Here is a 15,547-nt window from a genome sequence, read left to right as displayed (position 1 = left end):
AACGCAACAAATAAAAGTCAGCTACTCCTCGTAACAATGAGGGCTGCTGCATTTCCGCCAAAACCCGCGGCTGTAACCATAATCCTTTTAACGGGCCTTTTATTAACACATGCTGGAATTGAGGTTAAATAGGGAAAATCCAGAACATGCTGAGTTTCTAATATATAAAGTGCGTAATCCAAAGCCATGCAACCTGAAGCCCCAAGAGTGTGCCCGGTTAACCATTTAGACGAGGAAATAAATGGCATCCCGGAATGTCCAAAAACTTGCTTCAAAGCATTTAATTCGGCGTAATCTCCTACAACAGTTCCCGGAGCATGCAAAATTACCATGTCAACCGGAGAGTCGATTTCTGCATTTTTAATAGCGTTTTCCATTGCCCGCTGAAAGTTTTTACCTTCTTTGGAAACACTTGTTTTACTTCCTATACTTTCAAAGCCCAACCCTACTGATTCAATATAAAAGCCAGGGCCTTCCACTTGTTTGTCCTCTACTTGTTCCAGGGCAAAAATCGCTGCGCCCTCCCCTAAAACGAATGTGTTTTTTCTGTTCACATTGAAAGGCTGACAAGGATAAGGGCCTGTTATTTCATTTGAATAGATGCCCAAAGCTTTCATTTGTGCTATAGTAAAGGGAGTAAGCGGCGCCTCAGACGCACCGGCAAGAAATTTTTCTGCCATACCGGCCTTGAGCCAGGCCACAGCATTCGCAATAGCTTGCAAACCGGTACTGCAGGTAACAGAATGGCTTAATGAACAGCCTGTACTATTCAAGTCCTGGCCAACAAAAGAAGATATATTACCAAGAGTAGTTACCGGAGAAGTATTAGGCGGTACCGTACCTGATGAATTGAATCTGGAGATATACTCTTCAAACAAAGTAGTGGCGCCCCTCGAAGAGCCGATATTTATACTTATATTTTTTTCATTAATCCAGCCGGCATCGGCCATAGCATATCTGGCTGCATAAATGGCCATGAGCACCGTCCGGTCAATTCCCCTGAATAGTTTATTCTCTGCTTTTAGAGCTTCAAGTATTTCGGAACTTTCACGTGGAAGTGGTATTACCGGAACGCCCGCACTCTCCGTGTATTTAACCTCACCCGACCTATAAGTTTCAAAAATTGCTTCCCTTTTATGACCAAGAGCAGAAATACTGCCGTATCCGCTTATTCTAATGCGTTTTTCTCTCACCTGATAATTACTGACCCATCTAACCGGGAATGCTGAAATACAACGGCTCCCTAAGAATCAGAGTACAAAGAAGAGAAAAAATATATGCTGATAAAATGATTCATATCACTTTGAGATTCTCTACTGATGGGTCAGGTTTAAATCGCCTGTATGAATATCATTCTTTTCCGTGATCCTCAACATCTGCTATATGAGAGAGTAACCGTACATTTCGGATATAAATTAGCTCACATGCAAAAAGAAATAAGCAACTTTTTAAAAGAATGCCGGATCGCAAGTATTTCCTGTATCGATGCAGACCTCAAACCATACAGCTTCCATTGCTTCTATGCTTTCGACGAAAGCAATCACCTACTTTTTTTTAAGTCTTCAGCGAACACCTATCATTCGAGATTTATGTCGGATGAAGTTCCCGTTTCAGGTTGTATCCTTCCCGATAAAATAGATATCATTGCTCTTAAGGGGATTCAATTTACGGGAACAATCAAAACAAAAAATTTCCCGGTTGGACTGAATCCAGATCTGTACTACCATAAAAAACTGCCCCTGGCTTTAGCAAAACAGGGACAGGTTTGGTGTATACAGTTACAAATGATCAAGATGACGGACAATACAAATTTGTTCGGCAGGAAGTTGAAATGGGTAAAGCCAGATAATGCGGAGCAGGTTCACTCTCCTGTATAAATAACTCCTGAAGTCGGGGTCTCTTTGAGTTCGATTTTTTTCAGTTGAGGGATAACTGGTTTGATCTTCCGCCAGATCCAAATCGCCAGAAGCTCACTGGTTGGATTAGAAAGCCCCTCAACATCATTGAGCAGTTGATGGTCTAGCTGGTTAAGTACAGGATTCACAGCGCTTTTAAGGTCATAAAAATCGATCACCCAGCCCTCTTCCTCTTTCACTTCGCCCTCCACAAAAACTGTCAGATGGTAGGTATGGCCATGAAGTTGTTTGCATTTATGGTTTTTAGGAACCTTAGTCAAAAAATGAGCAGCGTCAAACGTAAATTGCTTATATAAAATCATTGAGTTGTTTAGATGTAATTATCCAATATTCATCTTAATCTATATCGTTCTGACGGAGGAAGTCAAAAATCTGAACAGCCTCTTCTTCCGAAATAGCCTGATAAGGCATAACTGCTTTATATTCTTTCAAAAGAGCTTTCGCTAAGGGATCTATTCGGCTCATCTCTTCAGGGTTAGTAATTATATTTAAGATCCATTCAGGTGTACGTATTTTAGTTACGCCCTTTAAGCCCGGACCAATAAGTGCGTTAGTATTAAGGGTATGACATGTTACGCATTTTGACAGGAACACCGCCTGGCCTTTTTGAACATTTTCAGGATCAATTGGCTTACCTGTAAATGAACTAAACTTTCCAATCCCTTTACTGTCATTCTTTGCTTTAATATCGGTAACAGCTGGCTGCTGCACTGACGGAGTTTCGTTTACAGCACTTTGTTTGTTCTCCCTGGGTGCAGGGCTTCCGCATGCGAATATCAAAAACAGGCAAGCGGCCAGGGGAATACTACATTTTATTGAGTTTTTCATCCTTATCATTTAAGACACAGCAAAAGTACCTTCCAGTACTTTTGCTATGAATGATGCAGATCACTTACTCAAGATTAAATGTCAAATTTTCCTTTTTTAAAGCTCCATCCAAACTTCAATCCGATGACAAATAAGGCCAGCGCGACTGTGCCAATAGCAAAAATCGTATCCCCGATTGCCCTTAACCACCGAAGGGTTTCCAGAACAGGTTGCTGCATAAATTCTGCGGAGCGTGCATACCACATTCCCTCATTAACGCTGGCAATTGCCTGTAGCATACCCATTGGAAGCAGGCTTAATAAAGCCATAAGCATTAACCCGATATTGATGGACCAGAACGCAAAGCCTATTAGCCCGTCTTTCCAAACGTTTTGCCGGTATAGGCCTTTAAGTACAAAGAGCATCAAACCAATTCCCAATACTCCATAAACTCCGAATAAAGCAGTATGCCCATGCAGAGGTGTGGTATTTAAACCTTGCATGTAGTAGAGAGCGATGGGTGGGTTAATAATAAAACCGAAGATACCTGCCCCTAAGAAATTCCAGAAGGCAACGGCGATCAAACAGTAAATAGGCCACTTATACCCGCTCACCCATCCTTTTTTACCACTCAAACGATAGTTATGGTATGCTTCATAACCTATTAACACCAATGGTACAACCTCCAGGGCACTAAAACTGGCCCCCAACGCCATAATGGCTTTGGGAGTCCCTGAGAAATACAGGTGATGAAAAGTTCCCAGAATTCCTCCCGACAGGAAGATAACAGTAGCAAACAACACGTTCAACGTTGCCGACTTTTCGTTCAGCAGTTTCATCCTTACAAACAGAAAAGCAGCTACAACCGTTGCAAATACTTCAAAGAAGCCTTCCACCCAAAGGTGTACAACCCACCAACGCCAATATTCAGCTATGGCCAGGTTGGTTTGCCTTCCCCACATTAAACCTGCAGCGTAAAATAGTGCAATAGCTCCTGATGCTATGACAAACATAGTAAGTAAATGCCGGCTGCCTGTTTTTTTCTTTAATGCCGGTAGCAGGGCGCGCACCATAAGAAATAGCCATAAGAACAAACCCACCAACAGGAATATCTGCCATAACCGACCGAGATCAACATACTCATATCCCTGGTGTCCCAGCCAGAAGTTCTCAGCCAGGCCAAGCCTTTGCATCACACCATACCATTGTCCAACCATTGAGCCAACAACCACTACTATTAAAGCAATAAAAAGTGCATTAACACCAAGCTTTTGATATTTAGGCTCATAGTCCGATACCGCAGGGGCAATATATAAACCGGTTGCCAGCCAGGAGGTTGCTATCCAAAATATTCCGAGCTGAACATGCCAGGTCCGGCTAAGCGAATAAGGCATTATTTCATCCAGCGGTATACCGTAAAAACCTCCGCCTTCTACTCCAAAATGCGCTGTTACTACCCCTAGTATTACCTGAATAAGCATCAGAGCCGATACAATCCAGAAATATTTCAGCGTAGCCCGCATAGAAGGTGTGGAAGTGCTGTTCATTAAAGGATCTGTTTCTGGTACATTTTCCTCATGTTCTTTTTCATTGGTCCGGGCATTATAGAATGCGAGGAGTCCAATTCCCAAAAGCAGCATGATCACACTGAAACCGGTCCACATAATCAAGTCCCCTGTCGCAATATTGCCAATGAGTTTGTCGGGTGGCCAATTATGGGTGTATGACACTGTTTCTCCGGGACGATGTGTCACACAAGCCCAGCTTGCCCAGAAAAAGAATGTGTTCATTTGCATTAAGCGCGCCGGATCCTTAATAGCATTTTTTTGAATAGCGTAATTATCTCTTAAACCATCAAATGCCGGGTCGTCCGTGAATAATGCTGAATAATACTTGCGCAAATGGTCAAACGCCATTGCCCTGAGAGGGGAAATAGTTAGTTCCCGGGTTCTGGGGTTATACGTGTTTACTCTTAACTCCTTCTGCAGCCGTGTCTGCAAGCCGGCTTTCAATTCATCATTTAACTTCTCATACGGAAGGGAATATTCTTTCTGAGACCATAAGTTAAGAATGTAAAGTGCTTCCCGGTGTAACCAGTCGGCTGTCCAGTCGGGAGCTACATAGGCGCCGTGTCCCCAGATAGAACCTACTTCCTGGCCACCCATACTTTGCCAGACATTCTGGCCATCTTTGATATCCTGCCTAGAGAAGAGCACCTGTCCATCGGTGGTGACTACCTGTTCGGGAACCGGCGGAGCTTTCTGGTAAATTTCAAATCCATAATATATAAGGACAGCGAAGGACAAACCTACCACAAGGCCAAAGGCCAACCAAAGTCTAGTTGTTGCTTTCATTTAAATTGATTGATTGTTTTGTTAAAACTGTTTTTGAGGCTAACCAAGTCTGGATGGTCGTCATTTGATATGTATTTATGTTCCCTTTTTTCAATCCCCGCTTCAAAAAATCTGAAGGAGTAGGCAAAACCGAAGAGGCTGAATAACACTGAAATTGCAAGCAAATAAATTTGAAAATGCGGAACGGTGATCCCTAATAAACTCAACAAAGGCTGACCAAATAGTAGTACCAGGTAAGAAACCGTACTCAGTGCGTAAAGCCAGTCAAGCGTTTTAGCCCCTCCCCTGTTAAGGGTGTCGTCAAATTGGCTGATCAACACTGGCGTTACACAACCCAAAGTGATCAAATGGACATATCCAATGATCAGGTTCCGATTGAGAAAAGTCCATTCTCCGATGGGCGGATAACAAATTAGTATTTGAAAGAACACTTTGGCAGAAATCGCCAGCAGGGCCATTTTAACCAATGGTGGAATTCCCCTTGTTTTGTGCCATACACTTCCAAGTATCATAAACCAACTCCATGCATTAAGGACAGAAGCAGCGGATGCTGTATATAAAACCCAGAAAGGAGGCTTAACCCATAAAGTGAATATAAAGAATAATGGAACAGAGGAAAAAATAAAAATATTCGTCCAAAGAGCCGTTCTCTTGTTTCCACCGGCATCATCTTTCAAATATCTTATCGCGAGCAACGCGAGGGCAGCTAGCTGCATCCAGCCATTCAGTTGAAAATGTAGATAAAAGTAGATAGCGTTCTGATATAGGACTCCCAGATGACCGCTGGCTTTGAGCACCGCCAGAGCTAACGGTCCCAGCGAAGAAATGAAGATACATATGGCACCTGCTTTGATCAGCTTAACGGAAATGGTGTTCTTTATATTTGATGAGCTTTTTCGATAAACAAGCCAAGCAAACCAACAACTTACAACCAGGAACAGGGTAGAAAAGAGGATAGAAACAGCTTTGTATCCCTGTACAGAAAAACTTAGCAGCATACCAAATGCACAGGCAAGTGTAGCCAGAAAGATCCATTTAAAAACTGCTGGCTCATCCTCATATAAATGCCTGACGATTAACACAGCCAAACCCAGAAAAGTCCATCCTGCAAAAGCAAAATGTGAGTGTGCATGAAGTATATTGAGATAATTTAAACCTCCGGCGGGGAAGCTCATCATATACCGCAGTAAAACACCAAATAAAGCTAAGACAGTAAAATTAATAAAAGCCCAGGCCTCGTAATTCAGCTTTTTCATCACATTCCCAATAAGCGTTTGCCTTCTTTCGAAATCCTATCGAACGACCACACCGGCTCCCAGACCAGGTCTACACTTGTTTTATACTCCGGATAGTGATGAGTAAGACAGTTTTCGACTGAGCCGACTATCGTTCCTCCCATCGGACAGGCTGGAGACGAAAGAGTCATCGAAATAGTGATTACCTTACTTTCTTCATTAACATCAACATTGTAAACCAATCCAAGGTCGATAATATTTATTTCAAGTTCCGGATCGATAACGAGACGCAAGCTTTCAACGACCCTAAGTTTGAAGAAGCTATCGGATTGGGTAATATCAAAAATTTCCATATACTTTCGTTTTGGACTTGTGAAGGATGACGATGAGGACGTTAAGGAGGTAAATTACAGCTGTGAGCAGGAACCATAGTAATGACAATTTAAGAAGGATATCAGAGTGGAAGAACAATCCAGCATAGAAGCCTGCGTTGAAAACCAGGAAAATATAAAACTGCACAGACAGTAACCTTTTACTAAACAGATCGGCTGGTAGCGGGGTGGTTTCCTTGCCCGCCAGATGCTGATATCGTTTTATCCACACTATAAACGGTAGGGTCTTGAACGTTTGCCCAAGAATGATTGCACTTATCCAACCCATAAACACTAATGTGCCATAAATATTAGTACTCTTTACAGACAGGCCATCGCCCTTAATCTGATAAAAAACAATGAATGGCAATGCAACAAGGCTCAGTGTCAACAGGAAAAAGGATAAAAAAGTATGCATAACGGGCATGTCAAATGCCTTTCGCATTCTGGACTTGACACATTGTGCAATGAAGATCAACCAGCAGATCACCCCAGCAATTGCTGCAACCGCAACTATGTAGGTTTTCATGTTCACACCATACAAATAGGTATCTACCAGGAATGAAACCAGGGCCGCATTTATCAGGTAATAACTCCAGCTGAGACAGGCAGTATTCTGCTTTGTCGATACCAGGAACATGGGTATCAGTTTCGAGCTAACTCCTATGATCAATAATAGGAACCAACCTCCAATCCCCATATGGGCATGCAGTTTGAGGAACAGCAAATGATCTTTTGGCAAAAAAGGGAAGCGAAAGTTAAACACCATTAATGTGCCCAGGATAGCTGTTGCCAGCAACCATATACAGGCGGTAGTGATGAAATCCTGGTAGATACTGTGCTTCTCTGTTCTGCTTGACGTAATGAAGGTGTTCCAGGCAAACAACAGGATCCCAGCCAGTAGAAGTATACTTCCTGCCTGCATACATAAGCCAGGGTCAAAATTCCAGAATGCACAAACGAACAGTACCAGTCCGGTACAAAAAAGCCCGAAGCTCAGCCAGGCTATCTTATAGCTGTACAATTCTGTCTCTAAAACAACCGGCAATAATTGATAGCAGGCACCAAAAATCATCAATGATCCCCAGCCGAGCGCAGCAGTATGCGTAATTGCCAATAGTTTAGGTTGAAAATAATGCCCGTTAAGGTCTTCGGAAACGAATTGCAGCATTATCGCTATTGCAACAAAACATACCGCAGCCAGCAGGTAATGGGCGATCACCAGCCTGAATAATAAAGGATGTTGCCGGTTAACTGATTTCATTGCCGGTATATCAATAGATTTACTTTATCATCAGGTGTTTCCTGCAGGCAGAAAGCATATCCACGTTCCTTTAACTCAGATAAGAGGTATACCGGAACTTTTTTGTGATAAACAAATAAGCCATTACCGGCAGGTAATTCCGACAAACATTGAAGGATGGTCACCATTGGCTGGGGCATTTCCAGATGCCGGACATCAATTTCTTCCAGCTGACCTGGTGTAAAGGATGCGAGGATCTGCTCAAACCTATTTGCCACCCCTATATTGGCATCGTCACTGGTGTTAATCGTTTCAGATTCAGTAAGCCGGTTTTCAGTCCGGAAAATCCAGGTTATCACTATATCCGGCTCCGGACGCTCCGTCCGGCAGCTGAAACCTTTCCGGGATAAGAGAGCAATTAAAGGAAGCGGCTCAAAACTATTTATAAGTTTCAGAGCTTGTCCGCGTTCATGGGAGTCCAGAGATTTCAAAATTGTTTGGAGAGGATCCTGTCCTGCAGCCAGCATGGGTCTTACGTCTAAAGTGCGGGATACCAGGATTTCTTCAGTTTCTAGGGTTAATGTCAAATCCAGAACAGGCTGCGTGTCTTCTAAATGCGATGCTTCTTCCGTCGTAACCTTAAAACGCAATTCTTTCATCTTACCTAAAAAGTCATCAAGATTGCAACCTGCAATTCTGCAGGCATCTGAGATGGTAACCCTTCCTGCAAGAAGTTTCCTGAGTACAGGGTTACGCAGTTTACTAAAATGAGGATTCAACGCAGCCAGTGCCTCAATAACTTCCGGATTTGCCTTTATCAGACTTGAAACTTTTGTTTGAGGGGTAATTGCGTCAACATTCATCTTAGTAATTCTTTACCTTTATCATCAGATGCCTAAATCTTTCTCAAGCTGGATGGCTTTCGGAAACAGTATATTATTTTCTAAATGCACGTGGTTGAAAAGATCATTTTCAAACTCCTGCAACTTTTTAAACAGTATGGTATATGAGGTACATGCATCCGGCGGTAAACTGTAATCATTTGTTAGTTCACGGATAGCAGCAAGATCTTCGCCTGCATGTTCATGTTCCACTTCCATCATTTGGGTTGGATTATTCACTGTCCCGAATGGTGCCCTGACAATGGCAGTTCCGTTCTTAGCGGCCTGTGTCAGTTGCTTGATGAAAGGAAATAGAATATTCTCTTCTTTCATCAGGTGTAGACTTAAATCAGAGGCAACCCGGTTGAAAATACGCGCAACTTCTACAAGTTCTCCGTGCCTGTCGCCATGCACTCTTGCCACCTTATTGGCTAATTCGCTTAGGAACGGGATACTTTCCCTCACATAATTATGATGGGTATTTACGATGTAATCGCTTAAAAAGTCCAATTCCCACTTATCGAAGGCAAGTCCGGATCCTGGTTCTATATTCGCTATTTCTGCGAGTTCAGTTTTTACGCTTTCCAGATCAATTCCTTTGCTTTCGCAAACCTGCTCCAGCGTTTTTTTCCCTCCGCAGCAAAAGTCGATACCACGGTTTTTAAATACCTGCGCCTTACGATAATCTTTCGCTACTATTTCACCTATGGTTTCCTGCGGCTGTGAGGTATCTAGTTTCCCAATCTTCACTTCCCACGTGGCGGGTCCGTTTTCCAGGTATTCCCAGGTAAATACATTACCCCGTTCGCCCAATAATTGGTAATAAAGCGGTTTCGGGTCGTGGTCGTTGTGAATGATAAAGGCCTTGTCTGGCTTCAGTGCATCAAATTCTTCAAAAATTCTGGGATGTTTGAACCTTGGCTCAATCTTAGTTACATCAAGAGTTAGTATTGCTTCCATTTGTCGTTGGATTTAATAAAAGATATTTTTATCTTCTATTACAAAGGAGTGCATTTATGTTTCCAAAAAAAATGATCTAAATCACATCATTTCCAGTTTTACATCACACACTTAGATTGGAACCAACGTGGAGGTCATTTTTGTTCTGACTGTATGAGTGAGGCATTACGAGCAGAGGTATTATAGTGGAGTGAGCAAGATGTTTACTTATGCTGGAATGGAAAATCCGATCAATAAAATCATAGCGTTTATGTACCAGACTAAGAATGTCGACATTTCCAGAGCCACTTAAATGTAGTAAACCATCCTCTACCGTATCTTCCCTGAGGCTTTCATAGTCCATTTCAACACCAGAAGTTCTAATTTGAGAAAGGATTAAGTCTTCAGTTTCCTTTTCATGTGCTGTTGGCGGCAGATCCAAAAGTGAAATATGATTTACAGAGATCTTCGATGCAAAGGGCTTAGCCAGTTTAAGGAGAAAAGAGATTACTTTAGTATTGTTAAAGCTCAGATCGGTGGCGTAAGCAATATGTCTGACTGGCTTGAAGGTGGTGTTTTCGGGTATGAGCAACACCGGGCAGTTAATGGAGTCGAGTATGTCATTTGTATGGCTGCCAAAAAAGAACCTGGATAAGCCGGTAGATCTATGCGCACCGATCACAGTGATATCCACAGAATAATTGACGATCACTTTTTCTGCCAGGTCTGTCAATCCATTAACATCAGTTATATAAGATATCGAGGGATGGAACATGCCGGGCTGATCCTCCCCTGGAAATGCCTGAAAATGCCTGCCTATTTCCTGAAGACGTTTTAGTGTCTGATTTCTAAGCACCTGAGAATCCGCGACCGGGTACTGATCTGAGACTTCCAATGCATGACAAAGCAGAATGTTCGCTTTAAGCGGGATCGCTAATCGTATGGCATATTCGGCCGCATATTGCGCACGGGTAGAAAAGTCTGTAAGGACGAGTATCGTTCTCATAACAAATAAATTTGTATTTAAGATGAGGCTATTTTGAGAGAAATAAAATGATCTGAATCATCTTTCCGAAATTTAGAGTTCTCCTTTGCCAGATCTTCTCATTTTATTGGGAACCATCAATTTTCAGGTTTGAATACTGATTAGAATTATAAAAAAACGTGACAGTAATCATTCGACTGTTCATCAGCGTAACGCACCTTTAGTCAATCTAAATATTCATTTCATGTAACAATCCAAAATGAGAAAAATACTAATCATTGATGACGATGAGGATTTTAGGGAAGATGTTTCTGAAATACTTCTATTGTCTAATTATGTAACCTTACTCGCCGAAGACGGGAAATCAGGTGTTGAAAAGGCGCTCCGCGAAAAACCAGACATCATTTTATGCGATGTTTCGATGCCCAATCTGGATGGTTTCAGTGTCTTTCATATTTTGAGTCGTCATCCCGAAACAGGGGGTATTCCCTTTATTTTCATGACCGGAAGAAACGCCATAGCGGATATACGGAGAGGAATGAGCATGGGCGCGGACGATTACCTGGTTAAGCCCTTCGATGAAACAGACCTGTTGAACTCTGTTGAGATGCGATTAAATAAAAATAATGGATCGAAAGGAAAACTGACAGATGCACAGCAGATGCTGGTAACCTTCATCAGAGAGGTGCAACAAAGGGGTTCTAATTTTCTGCCTAATGCAGAGATCCAGGTGCAAAGTTATAAAAAGCGACACATTCTTTACTCTGATGGACAGAAAGCATCAGCGGTCTATTTTGTAGTTAGCGGGAAAATAAAAGAATATATGATCAACAATCAGGGCAAGGAGCTGATCACTAATATGTATGGAAGAGGTGATTTCATTGGTCATGCAAGTGTTCTTGAAAATAGTCCTTATACGGAAAGCGCACAGGTTATTGAAGCGGCCAAGTTATTGGTACTTCCAAAGAAAGACTTTCTTCATATCATCCAAAACAATCTGCAAATAGCAAGTAGTTTTATTGGCGTGCTATCTCACAGTCTTCTGCTAAAAGATCTGAAACTGATGCAGTTTGCTTACAGTAATCTCAGAAAAAAAGTTGCAACCGGCATCCTGGAGGTTGTCGACAAGTTTAGGGACCAGAATAATGGGATGCCGGCGGTCGAAATATCGCGTGAAGACCTTGCTAATGTTGTAGGAGCCGCTCAGGAATCGTTAAGCAGAACCTTAAAAGAATTCAAAAGTGAACGGCTTATAGCCCTGTCTGATGGAGACATCATTATTTTGGACGTTGACAGGCTACGAAACATGGCTCACTGATTTAGAACCGGCCACCTGTTTCAATCATCTGTGCTGTGTTGAAACAGGTAAGCTCACTGAATATATTAAATACACTCATCAGCACAAAAATCAGTCACATGGAAAAATCCCTTTTTAGAAAATTCATTTTACCTAAAGAGCTAGAACTCATTCTTGAAACAAAGGAAGTAATATTAGCAGAGAGCCGCGAAGACCTGATCGATCTTTCCTTTGGAAGGGCTACAGATCATATTTATGAAGTTGGTTATGATACTCCAGGCTTCGGAAAAATTGTTGAAGCCACAGTAGTCCGCTGCAAAAACGGAATTTCTGTTAACTATACTGATCCATACCTTCGAAGAAGAGACCCCGACTGCATGGTTATCGCAGATGACCGGCCAACCGACAAACCAAAGTTTGCAGATCGCTTTGGCAAAGACTTTAACGAGCTTCGTAACGAGACCTTTCTCTGGCTATCAAAGCAGGAAGAACTTATTGTCGTCCCTTTTATGTCAGGCGGAGATGATACCGGATACCCATCTTTACTGGTTGCTCCATCGAATGCCGGCTTTTTCGCTACTTGTCTTGCAGATCTTCAGGGATTTATTCCAAGAAGCAAAATCCCACAGGCTTTTAAACCAAGGGCGGTGATCTATGTCGCGCCTCCCTTCAGACATACTCATTTTAATGGCAAACAGGTGGTGGTTCATAACCGCTTAAAAAAGATTCATGAAATGTTCGCTTACAATTTATATCCGGGCCCAAGTGCAAAGAAAGGAGTGTACAGCGTATTGCTGGATATCGGGGAAGAAGAAGGCTGGACCACCCTTCATGCATCTGCAGTTAAAGTGATCACTCCCTACGAGAACGACTTTATAATTATGCATGAGGGAGCCAGCGGAGGAGGCAAAAGTGAAATGACTACTGCTTTTCACAGGGAGCTGGATGGGCGACTTCTGTTAGGAACGAATATCAAGAGTAAAGAGAAATACTATCTTGAGATAAAGGAAGAATCAGAGCTGCACCCAATCACGGATGATATGGCGCTGGCCTTACCTTTTCTTCAAAATGGCAAAAAGCTGGTAATTAAAGATGCAGAATATGGCTGGTTCCTCCGCATCAACCACATCACTCAATATGGAACCGATCCGGCTATTGAACGTGCGACTATACATCCGAAAGAACCGCTTGTATTTTTGAGTATTGACGGAAAGCCACAGGCAAGCTGCCTGATCTGGGAACATACCATGGATGCTCCGGGTAGACCATGTCCAAACCCTAGGGTTATTTTGCCCAGGAAACACGTTCAAAACACTGTTGACGAACCTGCTGAAATAGATATCCGAAGCTTTGGGATCCGTACGCCGCCCTGCACCCGCGAGAATCCAACTTATGGCATAATCGGCATCTTTCATATTCTTCCCCCTGCCCTGGCCTGGCTTTGGCGATTAGTTGCACCAAGAGGCCACGCAAATCCAAGCGTAATCAGTACAGGAAAAGGAATGATCAGTGAAGGTGTTGGCTCTTACTGGCCCTTTGCCACCGGCTTAAGGGTTGACCAGGCCAATCTTTTACTTGAACAAATAATCAGCACTCCGCTCACCAGATATATTCTCATCCCGAACCAGAACATCGGTGCGTATGAAGTAGGATTTAGCGGCCAGTGGATTGCCCGTGAGTATCTTTCCAGAAGAGGGAATGTTAATTTCAAGAAAGAACCGCTGGTACCTGCAAGATGCCCGATCCTGGGATTTGTACCTGATACCATAAAAATTGATGGACAAGTAATTCCTAAACATTTTTTACAGGTAGATCAGCAAAAAGATAATGGTACCGACGGCTACGATGCAGGAGCAACAATATTGACAGAATTCTTTAAACAGGAACTGGCAAAGTATCTCGTACCTGACTTGCATCCTCTTGGAAGAAAGATCATAGAATTATGCCTCGCTGACGGAAAGCTACAGGATTATATTGATTTGATTCAGCCCCTGGAAAGTGTAAAAATCGAAACACCAGTTCCGGACTCTTCGCATGCGGGTATTGCTTCTCCTGAAACTGCTATTAAGTAGTAAAAAAGAGCTTCCGACCTGCCAGGCGAGTTCTTAACGCCCGGCGAGTCGTAAACTCTTTTTCATCGATGAATCATCAAGCACACGCGTGTCGCGTGTGCTTAACTCGTTAGATATTATATATTATAATCTCTTTTTAAACCGTATTTCCTTCGCAGATTCTTTCCTGGTTAAGAGCATCGGAACCTTCACTCCACCTGCCAGACTCATCAAAATAAGCATCACCTTTAATCCATTATTTACGGTCTCTGATAAAATTTGGCTGTAGGTTTCCTGATGTAGATCACCGGCCAGGTTAAGCAAGCCTAGCGTCATTTTGTAAGCCAGAATACCCGGCACCATCGGTATAACGGCTGGAATTGCGAAGACGGGAGGCGGCGCATGTTTTTTATGCGCAAACAAAATACTCATAACCCCGATCAACATTGCACCAACCAGCGTCGATACTATAATGTTGGCTTCATATTGAAGCATTAACGTCCTTGTAAGACCACCTGCAGCGGCCATGATAAATACTGCCAACAGCGTCCTTACTGGCACATTAAATAATACTGCAAAGCCAACGGCAGCCATACCGAACCAAAAGCCTCTTTCAAAAAAAAGAACCCATTCCATGTTAAAACTGATAAATAAACATAACTGTGAATAAGCCCAAAGCAATAGTAAACGAGATCATGAATCCATTTAATCCACGTATTAATCCGTTCTGAAGGTTTCCATCAATCATATCAGAAAAAGAGTTTATCAAGGGAACTCCTGGTATTAAAAATAAAACAGATGTGGCGAAAGCGTGTTCCTGAGCATCACCTATACCAAATTTCAGAGGGATGCCCGCTATAAGAGCGGAAGTCAATGCAGCGAAATACACGCAGATATAAGGATTAAACCTCATTTTGGCAGCTTTCTGCCTCACAGCCAGGCCCAAAAGCGACCCTAGAAATACCATAAACATGTCGAACAGACCGCCACCAGCAAGTCTGCAAAAAGCCGCACCAGCTATGCCTACCAAAATCAGAACCCAGGCCCTGGGGTAATGAGGTAATCCCGCTAATCGTTTCACTTCCAGGTTAACCTCAGCGATTGTCCAGTTTTTTTCGGCAATTAACCAGCTCATCCGGCTTATCCCTGACAGGACCGAAAAATTGATGCCGTGAACTGAAGTTCGTTTCAGGCTGTTAAAAAAACGGTCATCTTTTCCATTGTGAACATTTAGCATTAGGGTCCGCTGGGAGATCAGCATATCCGCATTACAACCAAAGGAGGCAGCAATCCGGGAAATGGTATTCCGTATTCTACCGGTACTTGCGCCGGAGATCATTAACAGGGCTCCGACATCAAGTAAAGTTGCTCCAAGAGCGTTTATATCTATTTTATCCTTTTCCTTCAAAGCTTTGTTATTTTAAGTTATTAGACTGATATACCTATTCAGGAAAGGTATATCAGTTAT

At 42.7% G+C, this 15,547-nt stretch carries 15 protein-coding genes; 3 read left to right on the top strand and 12 right to left on the bottom strand.

Annotated features, from left to right (window positions below):
• Positions 1–17 precede the first annotated feature (17 nt).
• A complete protein-coding gene (locus J3P37_RS23045) occupies positions 18–1,193 on the bottom strand; it encodes a beta-ketoacyl synthase N-terminal-like domain-containing protein (RefSeq protein WP_256009697.1) in 1,176 nt (391 codons plus the stop codon).
• A 150-nt stretch (positions 1,194–1,343) separates the two neighbouring features.
• On the opposite strand from J3P37_RS23045, the gene J3P37_RS03915 reads away from it, so the two are divergent.
• Positions 1,344–1,877, top strand: coding sequence for a hypothetical protein (locus J3P37_RS03915; RefSeq protein WP_256009696.1), 534 nt, complete (start codon positions 1,344–1,346; stop codon positions 1,875–1,877).
• On the opposite strand, the gene queD is transcribed toward J3P37_RS03915, so the two are convergent.
• From queD to J3P37_RS03870, 9 genes are all read right to left on the bottom strand, one after another.
• Positions 1,862–2,218 (bottom strand): 6-carboxytetrahydropterin synthase QueD, encoded by a 357-nt coding sequence (gene queD, locus J3P37_RS03910; protein WP_256009695.1) that lies wholly within the window; start codon positions 2,216–2,218, stop codon positions 1,862–1,864. The two genes, J3P37_RS03915 and queD, sit on opposite strands and share 16 nt — an antisense overlap.
• 34 nt (positions 2,219–2,252) lie before the next feature.
• Complete coding sequence (locus J3P37_RS03905) at positions 2,253–2,744, bottom strand: c-type cytochrome (protein ID WP_256009694.1); 492 nt, start codon at positions 2,742–2,744, stop codon at positions 2,253–2,255.
• Positions 2,745–2,818: 74 nt separating this feature from the next.
• The gene (locus tag J3P37_RS03900; RefSeq protein WP_256009693.1) at positions 2,819–5,077 is read right to left on the bottom strand and encodes a nitric-oxide reductase large subunit; all 2,259 of its coding nucleotides are present in this window, start codon (positions 5,075–5,077) and stop codon (positions 2,819–2,821) included.
• The gene (locus J3P37_RS03895; RefSeq protein ID WP_256009692.1) at positions 5,074–6,333 is read right to left on the bottom strand and encodes a hypothetical protein; all 1,260 of its coding nucleotides are present in this window, start codon (positions 6,331–6,333) and stop codon (positions 5,074–5,076) included. The genes J3P37_RS03900 and J3P37_RS03895 overlap by 4 nt, the downstream gene beginning before the upstream one ends.
• Positions 6,333–6,665: a metal-sulfur cluster assembly factor gene (locus J3P37_RS03890; protein ID WP_256009691.1), complete on the bottom strand. Its 333-nt coding sequence runs from the start codon at positions 6,663–6,665 to the stop codon at positions 6,333–6,335. Before J3P37_RS03890 ends, J3P37_RS03895 begins: the two co-directional genes overlap by 1 nt.
• Positions 6,652–7,947, bottom strand: a complete 1,296-nt coding sequence (locus tag J3P37_RS03885) for a hypothetical protein (RefSeq protein WP_256009690.1) — start codon at positions 7,945–7,947, stop codon at positions 6,652–6,654. Before J3P37_RS03885 ends, J3P37_RS03890 begins: the two co-directional genes overlap by 14 nt.
• Positions 7,944–8,789, bottom strand: coding sequence for a DUF2249 domain-containing protein (locus tag J3P37_RS03880; protein ID WP_256009689.1), 846 nt, complete (start codon positions 8,787–8,789; stop codon positions 7,944–7,946). The genes J3P37_RS03885 and J3P37_RS03880 overlap by 4 nt, the downstream gene beginning before the upstream one ends.
• A 24-nt stretch (positions 8,790–8,813) precedes the next feature.
• Entirely contained in the window at positions 8,814–9,767 is a 954-nt protein-coding gene (gene ric, locus J3P37_RS03875; protein ID WP_256009688.1) for an iron-sulfur cluster repair di-iron protein, read from the bottom strand.
• A 103-nt stretch (positions 9,768–9,870) separates the two neighbouring features.
• Positions 9,871–10,752, bottom strand: a complete 882-nt coding sequence (locus tag J3P37_RS03870; protein ID WP_256009687.1) for a universal stress protein — start codon at positions 10,750–10,752, stop codon at positions 9,871–9,873.
• Between the two features lie 238 nt (positions 10,753–10,990).
• Between J3P37_RS03870 and J3P37_RS03865 the strand changes: the two genes are divergently transcribed.
• Positions 10,991–12,049, top strand: a complete 1,059-nt coding sequence (locus tag J3P37_RS03865) for a response regulator (protein ID WP_256009686.1) — start codon at positions 10,991–10,993, stop codon at positions 12,047–12,049.
• Positions 12,050–12,147: 98 nt separating this feature from the next.
• The gene (locus J3P37_RS03860) at positions 12,148–14,100 is read left to right on the top strand and encodes a DUF4914 family protein (protein ID WP_256009685.1); all 1,953 of its coding nucleotides are present in this window, start codon (positions 12,148–12,150) and stop codon (positions 14,098–14,100) included.
• Between the two features lie 123 nt (positions 14,101–14,223).
• Here J3P37_RS03860 and J3P37_RS03855 read toward each other — a convergent pair whose 3' ends face one another.
• Positions 14,224–14,715 carry a threonine/serine exporter family protein gene (locus J3P37_RS03855; RefSeq protein ID WP_256009684.1) on the bottom strand — a complete coding sequence of 164 codons (492 nt, stop codon included), beginning with the start codon at positions 14,713–14,715 and terminating at the stop codon, positions 14,224–14,226.
• Between the two features lies 1 nt (position 14,716).
• Positions 14,717–15,487: a threonine/serine exporter family protein gene (locus J3P37_RS03850; protein ID WP_256009683.1), complete on the bottom strand. Its 771-nt coding sequence runs from the start codon at positions 15,485–15,487 to the stop codon at positions 14,717–14,719.
• Between the last annotated feature and the right edge of the window lie 60 nt (positions 15,488–15,547).

The sequence above is a fragment of the Desertivirga xinjiangensis genome (assembly GCF_024436435.1).
GTDB lineage: Bacteria > Bacteroidota > Bacteroidia > Sphingobacteriales > Sphingobacteriaceae > Desertivirga > Desertivirga xinjiangensis.
Note: the sequence above shows the minus strand (reverse complement) of the source record. Positions and strands in the feature narration are given on the sequence as shown.

Coding starts and splice junctions, on each gene's coding strand:
- J3P37_RS03870 (WP_256009687.1), bottom strand. CDS start 10,752: ATGAGAACGATACTCGTCCTTACAGACTTTTCTACCCGTGCGCAATAT.
- J3P37_RS03860 (WP_256009685.1), top strand. CDS start 12,148: ATGGAAAAATCCCTTTTTAGAAAATTCATTTTACCTAAAGAGCTAGAA.
- J3P37_RS03905 (WP_256009694.1), bottom strand. CDS start 2,744: ATGAAAAACTCAATAAAATGTAGTATTCCCCTGGCCGCTTGCCTGTTT.
- J3P37_RS03880 (WP_256009689.1), bottom strand. CDS start 8,789: ATGAATGTTGACGCAATTACCCCTCAAACAAAAGTTTCAAGTCTGATA.
- J3P37_RS03865 (WP_256009686.1), top strand. CDS start 10,991: ATGAGAAAAATACTAATCATTGATGACGATGAGGATTTTAGGGAAGAT.
- queD (WP_256009695.1), bottom strand. CDS start 2,218: ATGATTTTATATAAGCAATTTACGTTTGACGCTGCTCATTTTTTGACT.
- J3P37_RS03895 (WP_256009692.1), bottom strand. CDS start 6,333: ATGAAAAAGCTGAATTACGAGGCCTGGGCTTTTATTAATTTTACTGTC.
- J3P37_RS03855 (WP_256009684.1), bottom strand. CDS start 14,715: ATGGAATGGGTTCTTTTTTTTGAAAGAGGCTTTTGGTTCGGTATGGCT.
- J3P37_RS03885 (WP_256009690.1), bottom strand. CDS start 7,947: ATGAAATCAGTTAACCGGCAACATCCTTTATTATTCAGGCTGGTGATC.
- J3P37_RS03890 (WP_256009691.1), bottom strand. CDS start 6,665: ATGGAAATTTTTGATATTACCCAATCCGATAGCTTCTTCAAACTTAGG.
- J3P37_RS03900 (WP_256009693.1), bottom strand. CDS start 5,077: ATGAAAGCAACAACTAGACTTTGGTTGGCCTTTGGCCTTGTGGTAGGT.
- ric (WP_256009688.1), bottom strand. CDS start 9,767: ATGGAAGCAATACTAACTCTTGATGTAACTAAGATTGAGCCAAGGTTC.
- J3P37_RS03915 (WP_256009696.1), top strand. CDS start 1,344: ATGAATATCATTCTTTTCCGTGATCCTCAACATCTGCTATATGAGAGA.